This window comes from Anaerophaga thermohalophila str. Valhall (assembly GCF_000250735.1).
Lineage (GTDB): Bacteria > Bacteroidota > Bacteroidia > Bacteroidales > Marinilabiliaceae > Anaerophaga > Anaerophaga thermohalophila_A.
Window position 1 is genome coordinate 1 of sequence record NZ_AHZV01000247.1, and the last position, 18,767, is coordinate 18,767.

General features: G+C 42.0%; 11 protein-coding genes and 1 pseudogene. All 12 read right to left on the reverse strand.

Annotated elements, in window-relative coordinates; genetic code table 11:
• Window positions 1–156 precede the first annotated feature (156 nt).
• Window positions 157–2,036 (reverse strand): annotated as a pseudogene (locus OQ5_RS21075) (FAD-dependent oxidoreductase).
• Window positions 2,037–2,250: 214 nt separating this feature from the next.
• Window positions 2,251–3,423: an AGE family epimerase/isomerase gene (locus tag OQ5_RS0113130; protein ID WP_016777928.1), complete on the reverse strand. Its 1,173-nt coding sequence runs from the start codon at window positions 3,421–3,423 to the stop codon at window positions 2,251–2,253.
• The gene (locus OQ5_RS0113135) at window positions 3,392–4,366 is read right to left on the reverse strand and encodes a DUF4434 domain-containing protein (RefSeq protein WP_016777929.1); all 975 of its coding nucleotides are present in this window, start codon (window positions 4,364–4,366) and stop codon (window positions 3,392–3,394) included. The genes OQ5_RS0113130 and OQ5_RS0113135 overlap by 32 nt, the downstream gene beginning before the upstream one ends.
• A 45-nt stretch (window positions 4,367–4,411) precedes the next feature.
• Window positions 4,412–5,128 carry a GDSL-type esterase/lipase family protein gene (locus OQ5_RS0113140; RefSeq protein ID WP_016777930.1) on the reverse strand — a complete coding sequence of 239 codons (717 nt, stop codon included), beginning with the start codon at window positions 5,126–5,128 and terminating at the stop codon, window positions 4,412–4,414.
• Complete coding sequence (locus tag OQ5_RS0113145) at window positions 5,128–6,966, reverse strand: sodium:solute symporter family protein (RefSeq protein WP_016777931.1); 1,839 nt, start codon at window positions 6,964–6,966, stop codon at window positions 5,128–5,130. The genes OQ5_RS0113140 and OQ5_RS0113145 overlap by 1 nt, the downstream gene beginning before the upstream one ends.
• 267 nt (window positions 6,967–7,233) lie before the next feature.
• On the reverse strand, window positions 7,234–8,568 hold the full coding sequence (locus tag OQ5_RS0113150; RefSeq protein ID WP_016777932.1) for an alpha amylase family protein: 1,335 nt from the start codon (window positions 8,566–8,568) through the stop codon (window positions 7,234–7,236).
• Between the two features lie 53 nt (window positions 8,569–8,621).
• Entirely contained in the window at window positions 8,622–9,218 is a 597-nt protein-coding gene (locus OQ5_RS21080; RefSeq protein ID WP_016777933.1) for a GDSL-type esterase/lipase family protein, read from the reverse strand.
• 131 nt (window positions 9,219–9,349) lie between these two features.
• A complete protein-coding gene (locus OQ5_RS0113160; RefSeq protein ID WP_245531691.1) occupies window positions 9,350–10,264 on the reverse strand; it encodes a hypothetical protein in 915 nt (304 codons plus the stop codon).
• Between the two features lie 175 nt (window positions 10,265–10,439).
• A complete protein-coding gene (locus OQ5_RS0113165; RefSeq protein ID WP_026055288.1) occupies window positions 10,440–11,822 on the reverse strand; it encodes an alpha amylase family protein in 1,383 nt (460 codons plus the stop codon).
• A gap of 70 nt (window positions 11,823–11,892) precedes the next feature.
• Window positions 11,893–13,566 (reverse strand): DUF5018 domain-containing protein, encoded by a 1,674-nt coding sequence (locus tag OQ5_RS0113170; protein WP_026055289.1) that lies wholly within the window; start codon window positions 13,564–13,566, stop codon window positions 11,893–11,895.
• A gap of 11 nt (window positions 13,567–13,577) precedes the next feature.
• On the reverse strand, window positions 13,578–15,209 hold the full coding sequence (locus tag OQ5_RS0113175; RefSeq protein WP_016777936.1) for a RagB/SusD family nutrient uptake outer membrane protein: 1,632 nt from the start codon (window positions 15,207–15,209) through the stop codon (window positions 13,578–13,580).
• Between the two features lie 11 nt (window positions 15,210–15,220).
• Entirely contained in the window at window positions 15,221–18,316 is a 3,096-nt protein-coding gene (locus OQ5_RS0113180; RefSeq protein ID WP_026055290.1) for a SusC/RagA family TonB-linked outer membrane protein, read from the reverse strand.
• Between the last annotated feature and the right edge of the window lie 451 nt (window positions 18,317–18,767).

Genomic DNA, 18,767 nt, shown 5'->3' on the forward strand with positions numbered 1-18,767 from the left:
CTTCGCAAGCCTTGTAAATGAGACTTTCTGAACAGACACACATATTGTGAAAACTTTTTGCGAGTTTATAGACGAGCACTATTTAGTGCGTGTCTCAATAGATCGTTAAATTTTTTTATATATAAGACGATTCATATAGACCTGATATACTGCATTTTAATAAATACGACCTTTGATATTTACATCAACCGAAAACGGATCAGCGATACGGCTCAGCAAAACAGCCATCTGGCTTCTTGTGAGATCAGCTTCCGGATTGAAAGTGCCAAAACCCAGTTCTTTCCAAATATTCTGTCCTGTTTTCAAATGGTCATTGCCGACAGTTTCTTTCCCTAAGTATTCTGCCAGCTCATAAGCGATTGAAATTCCTTCCTCTACAGAAAGTGTCTCATTTTTGAAAGTATAATCCATTTCCGGAACAAAGTCGTTTAATCCAATCTTTAAAGCCTCAGCGGTCATCACCGAGTCGGGATGAAAAAGTGTCACATTGGTCCAGCCTATATTTTTTCCTTCACCCCGGATAATGCCTGTTGCACCTGTTTTCTGAACGTCTTTCCAGAAAGCATCTTCGGGGGTAACATCGGAATAAGGCATCAGATAGGCACCGGCTTTCAGAAGATGGGATTGCACATGGCGAACCGGGACTTCAGAAGGTGTAACGTCATTCTTCACTGCAAGTGCAGCCAAAGTACCGGCAGCCTGGCCTATGAGAATACAAACAGGTTGCAATCGTGTTGTTCCGTTGACAATATTGGTGACGGAAATCGATTTCTCTGCCACAATAAAATCTTCAGTGGACTTAGGGATTAGAGTTCCCAAAGGCAGAGAATAAGAGGGGACCGGATAAAAATGCAAATCGGGCACTTTTGACTGATCGGGATAGGCTGCATGATGGTGGTCTATTGGATAATCACCCACGGCAATTCCGGTGCGATATAACGGCCACTCATGATCGAAAGGACGTGCCAGATCATTAACGGTAAACCTGACTTTCCCTTTAATGCGTCTTGACTCCCGATGGTAGGGAATTAACGGAAAACCGTCTTCTGTTGGGAATTCATCTTCGGCTATCCCCAAATGTTTGAAACCCAATTCGGTTTGAAGGTAATAAATGTAACAACGCGTAAACCATTTTGCCTCCTGAAAAGCTTCTTCCCGTTCTTCAGGAGCCATTTCGATAACGTTCAGATAATAATCATTCCCGTAAATGGGCCAGTTTATCATGTATTTGTCATTAGGCAGTTTCCCGTACTCCATCATCTCATCGCACGGCCAAAGATTACGCGAGATGGTATCGGGATCACAAACGCCCCGGCATGTACAAAAGAATGGCGTAGGATCATAATTTTCGGGTCGCTCAATGGTCTTGTCGGCACCTTTACCGAAATCCTGAAGAACAGCCACATAAGTCATGTCCTGTACAATATCGTTACTTTCCTCAGCAGCAATATCCTCACCTGTTTCGTAACGTGAATCCATTCCGATATCATAAGGAATTCCGGCCATTTTTGCGACATCACCCAGTTCTGTTCCATCAATAACGACCGAAGCTTCCACGGTCATTTTTCCATCCGGGCCGTCAAGCTGTAGAAGCCAGCCGTTATCTGTTTTTTCCAGGGTATCCAGCTTTGTATTAAAAACCAAATCAAGGTTCGGTTCATTCATAGCCATTTCTCTGATCAATTTTTCACCGACAGAAGGTTCAAATAAAACATTACTAACCCAACCGGTCTTCACAGAGTCAGCCCCCCCGTAATAGTCGTAGAGTTTTTGCCTGAACTCTTCCCACAGCCCGGAATGTAAATTATAATTACCATCAATGGCGCTTACCCCGGCAGAAGTTAACATCCCCCCAACCAGGGGCCTTCTTCAACAATTAGGGTGCCCGCACCCATTCGGGCCGACTGAATGCCGGCCATGCTGCCGCTGGCACCGCCTCCAACAATTAAAACATCGTAAGAATTCTTTTCTGTACATGAAGTAAGAAAAAGTGAAAAAAAGATGCTAAAAAGAATGATGTATTTTGTGTTTTTCATCAGTATAAAATTAGTCTAAGTTATTGGTCTAATGGAACTCTATACTCCATCCTATTCACCATACCACCTTCCTGCCTTTACACCATTTTACCCTTTTTCATCTGCCCTACCGGGCGTCCAGCCTAACAACCTTATTCCATGCCCCTTGCTCTCTGCCCTCTGCTCTCTGCTCCATGCCACACCACTACCGGGTTATTTCAGTGTATCTTTAAATTTATGGCCTCCAGGCAATCTTTTCAAGGGTCTGCCAGCACTGAAACAGACCTCTCGGCACATGAAAACAGCCTTTCCATTTTCCGCCTTTGAGGTTATGCGTAACTTCTCCTCTTCGATTCAGGTAACCAAACCATTCAGGATATTCGGTATCTTTAAAATGTTTCCAGGTATAATCATGCACTTTTTCGAACCAATGGAGATTTTCTTTCATGCCGGTAAGACGATAGCCTTTAAGCAAAGAAATAAGTGTTTCCAGATGCACCCACCAAAGTTTCATATCCCATTCAAGTTGCTGGGGAGGAAGGTTTTTGGCATCCATAAAATAGAAAATACCGCCAAACTCCTTGTCCCATCCATGCTCAAGTGTTTGTAAGGTGATGGTTTGTGCTTTCTCAATGACATCCTTTCTGTTAAGTCGCTCCGCCAGGTCCATGATAAACCACATGGCTTCAATAGCATGTCCCGGGTTTAGCAGCCTTCCGTCGAACGTATCGGAAAAAGAACCGTCCTGGTTCACACTTTCCACAATAAGGCCTAAATCGGGGCGATAAAAGACATTCATCACTTCATCTATGAGTTTTTCGGCGGACTCTTCAACAAACTCTTCACCAAGCAGATGTTCCATCTCCAGATTGAGGTTGCACATGATCATTGGCAGAGCAAAATTCTTAAGATTTCTGGTTCCGGGAACAGCTTTGTTGTACCTCCCTTTGGGATTATCCTGGCGCTCCAGGATGCGATCGTAAGTTTGCCTGGCAAGGGCTGTATATTCGTCGTTGCCGGTGGCCAGTCCGAGCTGTGCAAAAGCCATGGCCGCAAAGGTGAAAGAGAAAATGTTGTATGGCTGAACAAGAGGTTTCCCTTCCCTTGTCAGACTGAAATACCAGTTTCCGTAGCCATCGTGGCCGTATTTTTTCAAAAAATCACCACCCTGTCGTGCAAATTCAAGCCATTCGGTTTTTTGTTCCACCCGGTTGTAGAGCATCGAAAAAAGCCAGACTTCGCGGGCCTGCATCCAGATAAACTTATCAGTATCGTAAACATTTCCCTGCCTGTCGAGACATGAAAAATATCCGCCATACATCTCATCTCCGGAATTATCGAGCCAGAAAGGGACTACGTTCGTTAAAAGTTCATCCTTATATTGAATAGCCAGCTTTGTGAACTCCATTATTTTTGCTTTTTAACTGATCCAAATATTCCATGTAGCGGTTATACAGATGGCCTGCCTGCAAATAGGCCGACTGGGGACTCATAAAATGGGAAAATTCAAAAGTGATGGCATTCTCAATACCTGCTTTAGCTGCCATTTCGAGTTTCAGTCGAAGCTTTTCCCACTTAATCGGTAAGAATTTGATTGGCATATCCCTGTCGAAAGTTTCCGAATTGGTCCAGCATTCAAGACCGAATTGATCGGCCAGCGATTTATTGATCTGAAGAAATCCCGTCAAATCATCGTAATCCACATGGCCGTCCTGAAAGGCGACAATATCCACCGCACCTTTAATGCCGTCAAAGATTTCGCTCCAGTCGGCTTCGTGCTGTTTAAGCGTTATCCCGTTACTTTTTGTTGTGTCGGTAATGTACTGACTTACATTTTTAATGCCATCTATATAAGGAGAAATCAGTACCGGCAGTCCGTCAGATACATCCTTACAATGTTTGGCCAGACCTGCATACAAATCAATAATTTGTCCGGTTTTCCGGCTGATCTCCTGTGAAACATACCATCCTTTAAAAGCAGGCATTTTGCCGTAATTTTTCCAGACTTCGTCGATGAATTCTTTATTAATATCTACTTCCTTCCGGAATTTTCCATCGGTCCAGTATTTTCCCGAATCATACAACCCGAAATAAAAATCCATCCCGAATTTACCAGCCAGTTCCAGAAACATACGAACCAGGTCTACAGGTGGTCGGTAAGCTCCTTCCTGACTGGTCAAAACATTTGAAGGAAATGTCTGCCATTTTCCATAACCGGCACGAATGAGAATAACCGTATCAATACCGGCTTTTTTCATGTAGCCGAAATCTTTTTCCCACTCTTCTCTGCCCCAGTTTTGATGGGGGATATCATGACTTATCTCGTCTAAAAATGTCCCTTTAATTCTCATCCAATTATCGTCTTAAATCGTTAACAATCCTGTTTTTTCTAAACTCTATCGACAGAGCACCTTGTGTTCCTCAAAGTATTTAATCCAAACCTGATACCCTTTTTCGTTAAGGTGCAGTCCGTCAATACAAAGTTCTTCCGGTAACTGATCGCCGTCTCCGGCAAAAACACGGTAAAGATCAATGACCTGAAGGTTATACCTGTTCCCCAATTCACGGATATGCTCATTCAATGCTTTAATGGCAGAAGTTTTGCCCTTCATGTAGTCGTACCTGATAGTAGATTCATTAATCGGTAAAACTGTCTGAAGTACCAGGCGTGTACCGGGACTGTCACTTTTCACCTTCTGAATAATCTGTGCATATTTCGAAGCAATCAGATCCGCCGAAAGGCCACGGCCAAGATCATTGATTCCGATCATCATAAAAATGGCAGCCGGTTTTCCTTTTAATATCGGATTTAACCTGGCATAGACGCCCCAGCAGTTATCACCGCCAATGCCTCTGTTTACCAAAGGAACCGAAGGGAACCACTCATTCCAAAGCCCACGTTCTGTTATGCTATTACCCAGAAAAACAACATGCCAGGGTTTTACTTCAACCGTTTCATGCATCGCTCGTTTATTCAGGTAATAATCATTAGCATAGGATGTGTCAACTTTTGCCTCCTGTCCTGATACGTTTATCGACAGACCAGTAAGAATAATGACTACTGTCCGGAGAGCTTTCAAACGCCTCAGATCGTTTAATATATCCTTACCCATTATTCAATATTTTTTATATGATCATACCAGAAAAATTTCAACAACACAGTTGTCCCGATAAATACACCCAAAGAAACCCAGGCAGAAGTATATTCGCCCGATAAGAAATAGAGAGGTAATACCACCATTGACATCTGCCAGGTAATGCCCACTACCACATTAAAAGCATCGCGCTTGAAATCTTTATTAGGCACAAAGGAAGGGTCTTCCTTCATCACCGCACGTTTAACCGGCTCCCAGAAACCCCATGGTTTGGTTTGCCTGTAAAACTTTTTAAGGGTTTTCATATCCTCCGGTCTGGTAAGAAGCGTTCCCAATACGGATGCCCCCATAGAAATGAGCAAAACAAGCGGGTACATGTAAATATCGATGGCACCCGGAACGAATATTCTTACAGTTGGCGGTACAATAACCGACGCAACCAGTCCTCCAAGCATGCCATAGAAATACCCCATACCATTGAAGCGCCACCAAATCCATTTTAACACGTTGGCTGCGGCATAACCCCCGTAAAGAGAGGATGTAATCCACAATGTAAGACTGTTCAGCGACCTTGCAAACAATCCGAAGGTTACCCCGATGAGTACCAGCAAAAAGCTTGACATATAACTGTAGCGAACCAACTTTTTATCGGACGCATCAGGATTCAGATATTTTTTATAAAGATCGTTGACCAGATAGGCCGGTGCTGCATTAATAAAGGCAGCAAAAGTTCCCATAAAGGCAGCCAGCAATCCGGCCAGGAGCAATCCTTTAACGCCGACAGGCACAAATTGCCGGATGGCCAGGGGAAGAACCATTTCAAAGTCAATATCGGTCCCCATTTTCATCAGTTCCGGCTTAAGATAAACCAGTCCCAGAACGGCAAACCCTCCGATCATCAGGTAACGGGGAATAAAAAGAACCAGTGAAGTCAGACCGCTCATCTTTGCTGCCTCAGCAGGTGTTCTGGTACTCAGGATGCGTTGCATATCGTAACTGGGAACAGGGCCGGCCAGGCTGGCAAAGATGCCTTTCAGTATCATCATCATCAACAGCATCCCAAACATTTCATAACCATCCGCACCTATCTTATCATTCAATTCGGGGAAAGTATCCGACCAATCGAGGTTGAGTCGCCACTCGGGCCACAGATTGGTCCAACCCTCGGGAATAACCGCAGAGAGTTGCTCCGGTGTCACCTGGTTGTAGGCAATTATTCCAACAGAAATACACGCCACCGTCATGATAAGGAACTGAAGCACCTCGGTACTGACAACACTGTACATCCCCCCTTTCATAGTATAAATCGTAGTTATCCCTATGATGATAAGGGCATATACCTGTTCCGAAGTGAGGTGCAAACCCAAAATAGTTGTGGAAAGGTCCCATGTAAAGAAAGTCGTGGCAAATTTTCCGATGCCCTCCACGAAGTAAGCAATGAAACCAATGACGCTAACCACGGCAAATACCACAACAATTATGTGTGAAAGCCGTCCTCCTTTTCCATCTCCAAAACGGAAGGTAATCCATTGAGCCCCTGTCATTGTATTGGAACGTCGCATCCAAATGGCAAGAAAAACCATTACGAATATCTGATTCCAGACAGGCCATAACCAGGGAATCCACGCACTTTTCAGTCCGTAAACGAAAACGATGGTAACCGTCCACATGGTTCCGGAGATATCAAACATCCCCGATGCATTTGAAAGTCCCAGGTAATACCACTTGATGGTGTTCCCTCCCAGAAAATATGCCTGCAGGTCTTTTGATGCCCGCTTCGACAGCCAGAATCCGATGAATAATGTCAGCGCCAGATAGGCCAGAACAACGCCAATATCGATGAGTGATAAGTTCATTGAAATAGTCTTATTGTTATTAAAAGAAGTCTGCCAATTAGAAATAAAAGCCTAACGGCACAAGCTTGCAACGCGTTTGGACAGGCCTTAACTCCAACAAATTATTATACTTTAAGGCTACTCCTGACCAGACACTGATCGCTTGATTCAAGCTAAAAAGCTTTCTAATGTCAGACTTCCATGTTATTCAGTTTCTTATTCGAGAATTATATGTTAGATACCGTATTGTTTCTTTCCCGTACTGAAAAAATAGAGAAGTATTCCACTCTATTCTTCTTGCCGGGCTTCAGAAATTGCATTTTCCAGCACCTGCCACCAGTCTTTATTTATGATGTGTACAATATCAAATATCATTAGTCCGTCAGTTTTGTTGTAAGCCATTTTCACAGCCTTTTTAAACTGCCCGGTATTCTGTTCATACTGTTCAACGTACAAGCTACCGGTTACAGGCACAGCACCTTTAATCACCTTGTTGGCAAGTTGGGCACTACCCTCAACGGAGTACCAGTAATCTTTCCCTTCACCCATGGCAGCTTCTCCTCTTTTCTCCATTGCCACTTCGTTCAGTTTTTCAACTTCCTCAATGGTTACTTCATAAAAGTAGAGGCCGGTCATGTAAAGATCGAGCAGTTCTGCATATCCGTAATTCCTGTAGTTTTCGGTTGCCCAATCGTAATCTTTGGAAGGGTCGTACCTTTTACTGGCCCAATTGACACCTAACTCATAATAAACCGGATACCAGGCACCGGTATAGGTGCCAAACTGAATATCAGGATTAGCTTGTTTTGTAACTTCCCGTGCGTCTTCAAAAAAGTTATAGATAACAGATGTTCGCCATTCAATCCATTTTTTGAAATGTTTGCCCTGCTTCCACTCATACTCTCCATTTTCATCCTGAACCCAATAAAGGATGTCATCTGGAAAATTTTCTACTTCTACACCAGCATATTCTTCAAAAGCTTTTTTCGAAAACTGACTAAAATCAGAAGTAATACCGTCATACCTCACTCTGTCAAGTACCAGACCATCCAGTTTCGGATATTTACTGACTACTTCCTCAATAATATTCAGCTGATATTTCTGAACATCAGGAAGTGCAGGATTTAACATACCGTTGTAATGCCATTTCATTTCTGAAATAGGCACAATAGAATCGCACCAATAGTTGATCGACTGCCACTCCGGATGATCTTCGTAAATAATTCCCCGGTTGTGGAAATTGTGTCCTCCGGCAAAAACATTCATCGATGCATGCACACCAAGTCCAAGCTTTTTACCTTCCTCAATAAATATTCCCAACATATCATAATCCCTGCTTCTTTCAACGCCTTCCCATTCCCCCATATACGGAGCATACTCGCTATCATACAACGTTTCTCCCATTATTGCTTTTACATCAACCACTACATCAGTAACGCCGATATCTTTTACTTTTTTCAGATAATATCGGATGGAATCGGGATAGCTTAACCGCTCATAGTTGGCTTCGCAATCGAACCACATATAAACCGGCTTTTCTCCTTCAGTATGATTGTTTGAAGGACTGCAAAATGCGACCAAAACAGAAATTATAGCTGTAATAAATAATGGTACTTTTTTCATAATTCTAATTTATTTACATAAAAAACAATTTATCAACCACGCCTAAACTCGATTCATTTTTTCCCACAATCGCTCAGGTAGGGTCGCACAAGGGTTTCCCATAACCGGTATCCTGAAGGATTAAGATGTATCTTGTCGCCCAGAAAGATATCGTCCTTAATTGTTCCGTTTTTGTCGATCATCAACTGGCTGACATCGATAAATCTTAAATGTGGCTTGCTCATACAAAAATCTCTTACCAGACTGTTGGCTTTTTGATATTCATCAGACCATTTTTCTCTTGCCGGGCTGGGTTTTGTTGAAACGAAAGCAAGCTCTGTTCCGGGCAGAAAAATTTCTACCAGCCGGGTAAAGGTGATGACATCCTGAAGATAAGCTTCAGGACTCATTCCGGAAGCAATGTCATTATCGCCCTCGTAAACGATGATTTGACAAGGGTTATATGGTACAACAATATCATCAAAGTAATAAATGAGATCGGCCATATGCGATCCACCGAAAGCCCTGTTGAGAACATTATATTTTGGAAAATCATCATTCAGAGAACGCCAGGCCCTGAACGAAGAACTACCAATGAAAAGAATACCTCCCTCCTCAGGAGGGCTATTAAGGTCATTTTGCTTAAACTTAGCAATGTCATCATCCCACAATGATGCTCTTGAATAATTCTGCTGGGCAAAGGAGGTTAAACAAAAAATACACTTATTATTAAAATTATTATTTTATTCATGAAGTATAATTTCTTTACTCAAAAAAATTCAATCTCATTTTTCTTTTGTTTCTAAATTCCATCGCCATTAATCACAATTGTTTCAGCACCGATTTCCATATCATCACCGGAGCAGGAAATATCAAAATACGTCTCATCAGGACATCGCATATCAGTATATCGTCCTTGATGCATGGGGACAGAAAGTATTTCGTCCTGAAAGTTTCTATATAAGGAAGTGTAGAGCCAGGTTGAGGCTTTTACCACAGTCCTTGTTGGAGAAACTTCTTTCCCTTCATTCCCTACCTGGTCAATGGCATTAACCCTCTTGTATTCGGCCGGAACGTCATATCTATATCCGTCGCATTGAAACTTTTTTCGAAATGTCTTCCTGCTTCCTTCCACTTCAAACAAGAGTTTTCTATCCTCAATGAGGCGTAGAGAAATGGTAACCGTATCTCCCGGATACCAATAAAAACTGTCAACAGCAGGAGCATTTTCATATATTGCCTTTTGTCCTGTCGGATTGAAAGCAGTACGCCTTAAAAATGGCCGAAAAGCCCTTCTGTCATCTGTAACATTACCATTTTCATCTATTATAACTTCCCAGGTAAGACCTAAATCCGTTTCTTGTCCTTCCGAATTACCTCCAACATATACTGAAGGATTATCCATGAATTGTGCTGGTTTTTCAGGATTATCCCGGGACGAATCAAATTCAATCTCCGGTAAAACAACTTTTCCTTCAATACCAACCCACGAGTCGTGTGATGACACAATTTTCCGATAATAAGCACCGGAAAAACATTCTTTACTCGCGGCAGGTTTCACTTCGGATGGAAAATAAGTGTTTATATAATCCTTTTCGAGCAAAGACTCCTCCACATCTTTTGCGTCTGTTCTTTTTTCGGTCCTGCCACATCCAACTATGGATACCCCGAAAAGAACCATTAGCAAAAGTCGCTTAATAGGCATAACGCAATGCATGGTTGTGTTTTTTTTAATTAACCCGGAAAATTATTTCTAACTACTTTTTTTAAAAAACCTGATTTTCGAAGAAAGAGTGTAAAAACACTAAACAACAACCGGTCATTTTGATATGTCAGACAATCAATTTCATTGTTAACTCAATTGAAAAATCCGGTCGTTAAATGAAAAACTATCAATTCTCTTCGTTGCTTATTACATTGTCAATTCCCTCTTTTACTGCATCCCATTGATCCTTTTGTTTAAGATGAATCATATCAAACAGAAAATAACCATCACAAACATCCATAACAGCATCAACCGATTCAATGATGGCATTATCAGTGACCTCGTCGCCGGCAGTGGCCCATTCTCCATTTCCTACATCAGGCCCTCCAACAACAGCGGCATCTCCTTTGATCTTATCCATGGCCTGTGAACAAAAACCCTGAATCGTCCATTCAGTTGTACCATAAACCCTGGTTGGCGAAGCATAAGCCCCAATCAGTATTATGTCCATGATATCCGCATATCCGTAATTATCGTATTCAGAAGTTGCCCATGCAGGATAGTCCGAAGCTGTGTTATAATCAGGACTTGCCCAATTAACGCCCACTCCGTAATAGGTAGAATACCAGCCTCCTACATATACCCCGAATTTTATATCGGGATTCACCGATCTCACTCTTTCTGCTGCCTTTTCGAAAAAATCGTGCATCACCATAACACGAAATTCCAGCCACTTTTTAAAATATTCGGGAGTAGAAGACGGGAGATTACCGGGTTTAGTTCCGGCGGCCATAACATCTTCAGGAAAGTTTTGAATCGAATAGCCCAGGTAGTTCTCAAATTTATCTTTGGTATATGAGGAAAAATCACTATCTAATCCGTCAAATCGGCCTCTGTCAAGAATAATTCCTTCCAGCCCTTCATAAGCAGCTAAATCTTCCAGCATATCGCAGATATAATTTTGCACATCGTCCCGAACAGGATTAAAAAACTTAGCACCTGTTCCACCAATCTCCATAGTGCTTTTAATTCCTGTTTCGGTCAGCAGCTGTGTTGCCCATTCTTCTTTCTCCTGATCCCTGAACAGAACACCTTCTGACCCCAGACTCGTCGTGTTACCTCCTACCATGGTATTAATCCCGGCATAAACTTTCAGCCCCACTTCATCCCCTGCATCTATAAATGCCTGCAGATAATCCCACGTTGCGGTCCTTTCAACCTTTGAATATCCTTCGGTCAGCCAGGCCCCCAGCCATTGAACCTGTTCTACAACATCTGTGTTAAACAGTACATCACCAGTAGTTGGGCGAACATCAACCACGACACTTGTAAAACCTGCATCCTTAGCCAATTGAAGATCACGAAGTATATTATCCTTGCTGTTAGCAAAATCAATAAAGTTGGCAGCAGCATCTATCCACAACACTCTGGGTTTGGAATCTTCTTCATTATCATCCCACTCCCACCCGGGCTTTGTCTCATCATTTTTGTCGCACGACATAGAAGACAACATCAGAGGAACGAGCATTATGAAAAACAACCTTATCATTTTGATCTTTTGATTCTCCATTTCCAATAATTGAAGTAACAGCGATATTGACATCCGAAATACCGGATATCAATATCGCCTTATTTAATTTTTACATATCAATACAATCGAACTGGTATCCAACCACATAACCATTGGTAAACATGAAATAGAGGTAGAGATAGAAACCATCGTCCGACACTTTAAGGGCAACATCTCCGGTTCCGTTGGCATTAGCAACGCCTCCAGAAATGGCGTTGGGCCCATAAGTATTCAGAGGTGTTTCCCACACAACAGCAGGACAGGTTCCGGATGCAAGATTGCCGGTAAAATTGGCTTCGGAACTAACATCCAACAACCAAACCATATCTGCTGCACCCCAGGTAAAACTGTTTACCCAGTTGACAGTAGTATATTGAGCATTATTGAACTCAACAAAATCAACAGCATTCTGAATATAATTCACACTAATCGACTCCAGTTTGCTGCTTACTTCGTTGGTGCTTCCGTCTACCCAGGCAAAGGTGTTGTCGGAATAAGAAGCCACAAAATAGTCGCTGTTAACGTCAGAACCTGAAGTGTGGACAATATCAACATTGGTCGTCCAACCTTTTTCAAGACCACTCATGGTTACAATTTCAGGTGTCTGGGATGCTAAAACGCCTCCGGAAATCGTCCAACGGGCAAATTGCTGACCATAGTCAAGAATTGGCGCAGTAATAATTGCATCTCCGTTAATATCACCCTGAACAGACATTTTCCGGCCTACGGCAACACCACCATCCCATTCTATCATCAACTCGGGGGTATCTGAGACTGAAGCTACTTTCCATATTCTGAATGCCCCATCATTGGGAGCAAGGTTGCAGATCAAAATATTTCCAGCACGATCGGCAGTGCTATAAAAGTTTGTTAAATTCCCTTTTGCAGAACCAAGTTCTATTTCTCCAACTTTCTCGCCGCTCTTTGCATCCAGATAAATACTATTCTGGTTTCTTGTGTTAAGAACAACGTATTCGTCTGTTACGGCCATACCGCCTGTCAGATGGTCAACAGTAATTCCCACGTCAGCCTTCAATTGCTTAGCAAACATAAGCTTTGCACTTCCAGAACGAATTCCATAGGGAAGTTTTTCGGGAACTTCTTTTTTCACTGTATATACATTCCGGGTCACTCCGTCATGAGCCGTGACAGTCAGTTCCACCTCTTCGTTATAGTCAAGGGCCTCTTCGCGGGGATCCGGAGAAATTGTAGCATGATACGATAATGTGACATCGGCAAGAGCAGGTTCAAGTTCACCAATAGCCACCAGCGAAATTGTTTTTTTAGATTCATTAATAACTCCTGTCAGACCAAGTTCCGGTAAACTGAATTCTTTGATCTGGCATTCCGAACTTTTCCGTATTTCACCCCGAACAATGTATTTGTGTTCTTCCCCAAGCTGATCATTCACCGTAATAACATTGTCCTTGGACAAATCCATATACAGAAGCGGAGGAGAAACGGTAACGTTATCATCAAGGTTGGCCCGAACCCTCATATTTGAAATCATTTCCTCGGTAACCCTGTTGTTACTACTCACGGGAAAATAGTAGGGAATGGGGATCACGATCTCATTGGTTCCTTCTACAATGGTTCCGGTGAACTCACCTGTACCATCGGGAAAAGTTGCTGTAATGCTGTTTATTCCCTCTCTTGAGACTGAGGGCAACAACTCATCCGGTTCTTTACACCCACCAATAAAGGTGAGTAATAAAGCTATTGCAAAAATTATATTTCTTTTCATAGTTTTCCGCTTTATTTCCATTCGTCATATTGTTCTATTGCTGAATTGTTTGCCAGCTCACTATAAGGAACGGGCAGAACATAAGTCTTCTCAAGGAATTTACGATCCTTAAGATCACAGTCAACATATTCATAGAGAAAACCTCCAGCAGATTGGGAAATTTTCATTCCATGTACCCTGTAACCGTTGTATTCTGTATGAGCCAGTCGCCAACGACGCATATCCCAGTAAAGATGTCCTTCGTAGGCGAGTTCAATTTTCCTTTCGTGACGGATGGCCTCAAAAAGCTCATCGCCAGTCAGTCCTGTTTTGTCAGGAAGACCAACCCTTTCTCTGACCTTGTTCAGATCATCCAGAGCTTTTCCGCTATTTCCTAAATTGTAATGGGCTTCGGCACGATTCAGGTATACCTCGGCCAGTCGTAATTCGACCCATGGATGGGTGCTGTTGTATGTAACCAGATCGGTATGTTCTTCATCACGGTATTTGCGAAGATAGTAACCAGTAACTGTACGTCCTTTTGTGTAGGTATCTTCTCTGTATCCCATGTACCTCCCATTGGTGCCATCCACTGAATTTTCCATGGTTTTTCCCATCCAGTCAGAACCATTATATATAACTGTAGCATGAAAACGCGGTTCCAACTCATCATAAGGAGGAGGTGTAGTAGTTCCACCTTCAACATGCCAGGGCGACCAGTCTACCTGAGTGCCGTCGGCTTTCTCATAAGCTTCAACCATTTCCTGGGTAGGTGTTCCGCTTCCCCCTTGATTTTCAATCTCACCATAAGTGGCATAAGCTTTATCAAAAGTGTGATTGGGCCCGGTAAGCAAATAATTATACTCAAGAATAGACTCAGAATTACCGCCCTTCCAGGCATCTTCATACTCGTCGGTTAAACTATAAACTCCCAATGCCAACACCGAATCGGCTGCATTTTTTGCAGATTCCCAACGTTCTGCATATAACATTGCCCGCGATTTGAAAGCAAAAGCAGCACCTTTGGTTACACGCTCGCTTGCAGCATTATTCCATTGAACGGGCAAAACAGAAGCAGCGAAATCAAGGTCTTCCTCGATAAGATCCCAGGTTTCTTCAGCTGTTGAACGATTTTTATCTTTTTGAAGATTCATATCCGTATAAAGAATCACTCCGCCATGTCGCTTAGCCAGCTGGAAATAAAGAAATGCACGGAAAAAACGTGCCTGCCCTTCAAAAAGATTGTTGGTTTCCTCATCAAGCTCAGAATATTGCTCTAAACCAACCAGAAATTCATTGACACGCCTGATTCTTTCATAGGTTTCTCCCCATGTATCCAGCAAGTTTCCGGATGGAGATATTCCTTCAGGATCAAACACATACAAATTAGCGTCGCCGGCTTTACTTCCGGGGACATAAGAACCATATTTCAACGTTTCGGTCATCCCTTCAGTGAGACTCCCGTTAAACTGTGAAGTTCCAAAATTTCCATACCGGTCGAGGTAAGGATAAAATGCATTGACATAAAGATTAACGTTATCTTCATTTGCCCACACCACTTCATCTGATATTCTGTCTGTCGGGGTTGTGTCCAGATAATCATCACAACCTGCGAAACCGACAACACCCAGAATAAGGGCTATATTAAATATGATATATTTCATAATACTCAAAATTAAAATGTCAGTTTAACACCCATTGAATAAATTCGCTGTTGAGGATAGTATCCATTGGATACGCCCGGTTGTTCCGGATCGATATTGTACTTCGTCAACTCACTAAACGTTAATAAGTTCTGACCCTCAGCGTAGATTCTTAAAGTACTCATTCCTAAAGATGCAATCCATCTTTGAGGCAATGTATATCCAATTTGCATATTCTTAAGTCTCAAATAATCACCATTGCGATACCAGAAAGATGAGGAATAGGCATTGTTGGAACTGGCAGGTACAACAGCCAGTCTTGGGAATTCTCCATCCGGATTGTCCTCCCTCCAGGAATTTTCAATCAGATATTTTGGCGAATTTCCCCCGTGATAAAATGGCTTTGTCATTGAAGTATTGTCCATTATACCACTGGGATATACCCCGGTAAGAGCAACATCACGACCAAGAGCTCCCTGAAAAAGAAATGAAACATCAAAATTTCGCCATTCTCCGGAGAAAGAAAATCCTCCGATAAACTTGGGATAGGCTGACTTCCCGATGTATCCGCGATCCTGTTCATAAGTAATGACTCCATCGCCATTGCGGTCTTTATATTTAATATCACCGACACGAACATCTTTTCCCGGAATCAAAGGTGAATTATCGATCTCTTCCTGGCTTTGGAACAAACCTTCAGCAATAAATCCAACCTGTGAACCAACTTCCTTTCCTGTAAGTTTGAGCCAGTCAGGCGTGTTTGGCGAATCACCATACCTCAACCATCTTCTTTTGGTATAGGTTCCGTTCAGGTTAATGTTGTATGAAAAGTCACCTATCTTATTTCGATGCGATAAATTGATTTCAAAACCTTTATGGTCCTGCTCATTATTGTTTGCATATCCCGGAACATAACCACCGAAAGATGGAGGATAGGTAGCATCTACAGAGCTGAGCATATCATAAATATATTTATAGAAAACATCGAACTCAACGCCTAACCTGCCCTTCCAAAAAATAGCATCGAAACCTGCATTGTATTGCAAAGCCTTCGCCCATGTCAGGTTCCTGTTGGCAGGACGGGAGGTTATCAACCCGTTTTGAGGCTCTCCGTCAATAACGACAGCCGGATTGTTAAGAAACGAGAGAGTGTTCAGGTAATAATAAGGTGGAATTTCTGTTGTACCGGTCAAACCGATTCCACCTCTGAGCTTTAGATTATTAACAAACTCAAGGTTATCAAACCAGCTTTCCTCAGAAATTCTCCAGCCCAATGAAGCAGCCGGAAAAGCCCCCCACCGATCGTTCATTCCGCCAAATACATAGCTTCCGTCGTAACGGAATGAAAGCTCTGCAAGATATTTGGAAGCATAATCATAATTAAGCCTGCCAACAAACCCTACTTGTCTTTGTATATAGCTGCCACCGGAGACTTTGGTTTTTTCTTCGAGTGTGGCAAAATCGAGCTCATCCAATTCAATAATATCAAAACCATAGCCATAGGCACCAAAATTATTTCCTTCTCTTTCGATGGTCTCTAACAGAGCAAGCGCAGAGATATTATGGTTACCAAATTGATTATCGTACTTCAGACTGGAATTGGTAGTCAGATGCGTATACTTTGATGATCCTTCCACCAGGCTTGCGGTTTCACCCCTGGGATCGTATGTATATGAATAACTGATGTCTCCCTCAGGCGATGTTGGAGGATTTGCGACATAGGTATAATATGGCGTAGAGAAAGATTTTGATGTTTGATTTGACATGTCATAAGCCACCAGAAACTTGGCCTGTAATCCCGGAATAAACGGCATGTGATAATTCAACGAAAGATTAGTTTGAATAATATTGGTTTTTACATTATTGTATCCACTTTTTTCAGAAGCCGCAATCGGATTAACATAAGAGCTGGCTGTACGCGTAGAAACAGGAACACCGTCAATTTCCTCTACTGCGTACGGATGTGCACGAATGGCCTGTTGTGGTATATTGTTCCAATCACCCGGATTAGCAGAAAAACCAGGGCGCTTTCTGTCTTCAACACGTGCCGAAATGTCAAACCGCAGATCAAGATTCTCGGCAATCACGGCATCGATATTGGAACGTAAATTAATCCGGTCGAAATTAAATCCGCTGACATTACCTTCCTGGTCGAAATATCCCAGTGACGTAAAATACTTAATGTTTTCATTTCCTCCGGATGCATTTACATTGAAATTCTTGTTGGTACCAATATCAAAAGTCTTATCGTACCAGTTGGTATTTCCCCATCCATCCGTCGGGTCATCATTTTGCATCATTTCAACATGCTCCGACGAAAATACAGGCTGGTCACCATCCATTTCGCGGGCTTTATTATACCAGTAAGCATATTCGGGGCCGTCCAGTAAATCCAGCATTTGAGTGTTTTCACTAATACCGTAGCCTGCATTAAATGTGATTTGTGAATCCCCTTCCTGTCCTCTTTTGGTTGTTATGATAATAACAGCATTGGCATCCATCCCGTAAATCGCAGCTGAAGAAGCATCTTTCAACACAGAAACAGATTCAATTTCATTGGGGTCAATCTCAGAAAAGTCCCTTTCAATTCCGTCAACAATATATTTGGCAGATGATCCGCGTACCAGCAGACTGGCTGCATCAGCCCCGGGCTGACCGGATTGTTGCAGGGAGATTACGCCGGGGACAACACCACCCAGTTTACTTGTAATATTACCAACCGGGGCTTTAAGCAGCTTCTCTCCCTCTATCTGTGATACAGCACCGGTAACACTTGCTTTTTTCTGTGTTCCATACCCGACTACAACCACTTCGTCTAGTTCTGCCAACGATTCTTCAAGCGTAACGTTGATGGAACGTTGACCATTGACAGGAATCTCTTTATTATCAAATCCAATGAAGGAGAATACCAGTACGGCATTTCCATCTGTTACTTCGATTGAGTAATTACCATCAATATCAGTAATTACCCCGTTCGAGGTACCTTTTTCGACAATGTTGACACCTATTAACGGTTCATTTTTTGTGTCAACTACCTTTCCCGAAACCTGATGCTGGCCTGCCAGCCCCTGAGCACCAAGCAAAGAAAAGAGCATTAAAAAACAACAATACAAATACAGCTTTTTCATGATAAAATTTTTTAATTGTGCTGTTCAACAAAACTGATTAAAGAATATTGAAATGTTTGATCCATTAAAAATGTTGGTTACCATATTTCAAAAATTCATTGACTTGTTTATTATTTTATTTTCTTAATGCAAATCTATTTCTAAAAATTTTTAATAACAAATTTTTTTAAAGTTTTTTACTATGGATATTTTAAAACAACTGATAATGCCCTGTCAAGCATAAAAAATCTCACAAGATACAATGATTTTCGTTTTTTCTTGATGAACCTGAATATACACTGTCGAAATTTCAACAAACCAACAGGAGCAGATAACCCGGCAGAAAACAATGAATACAATATTTATAAACAAAAACCCGACCTGCTTAAAAAAATGCAAGTCAGGTTTCTTTAGTTTTATTGTTAAAATTAAATTTTTTAATTCTTAGGGATTTATTTTTAAATTTTTTTAT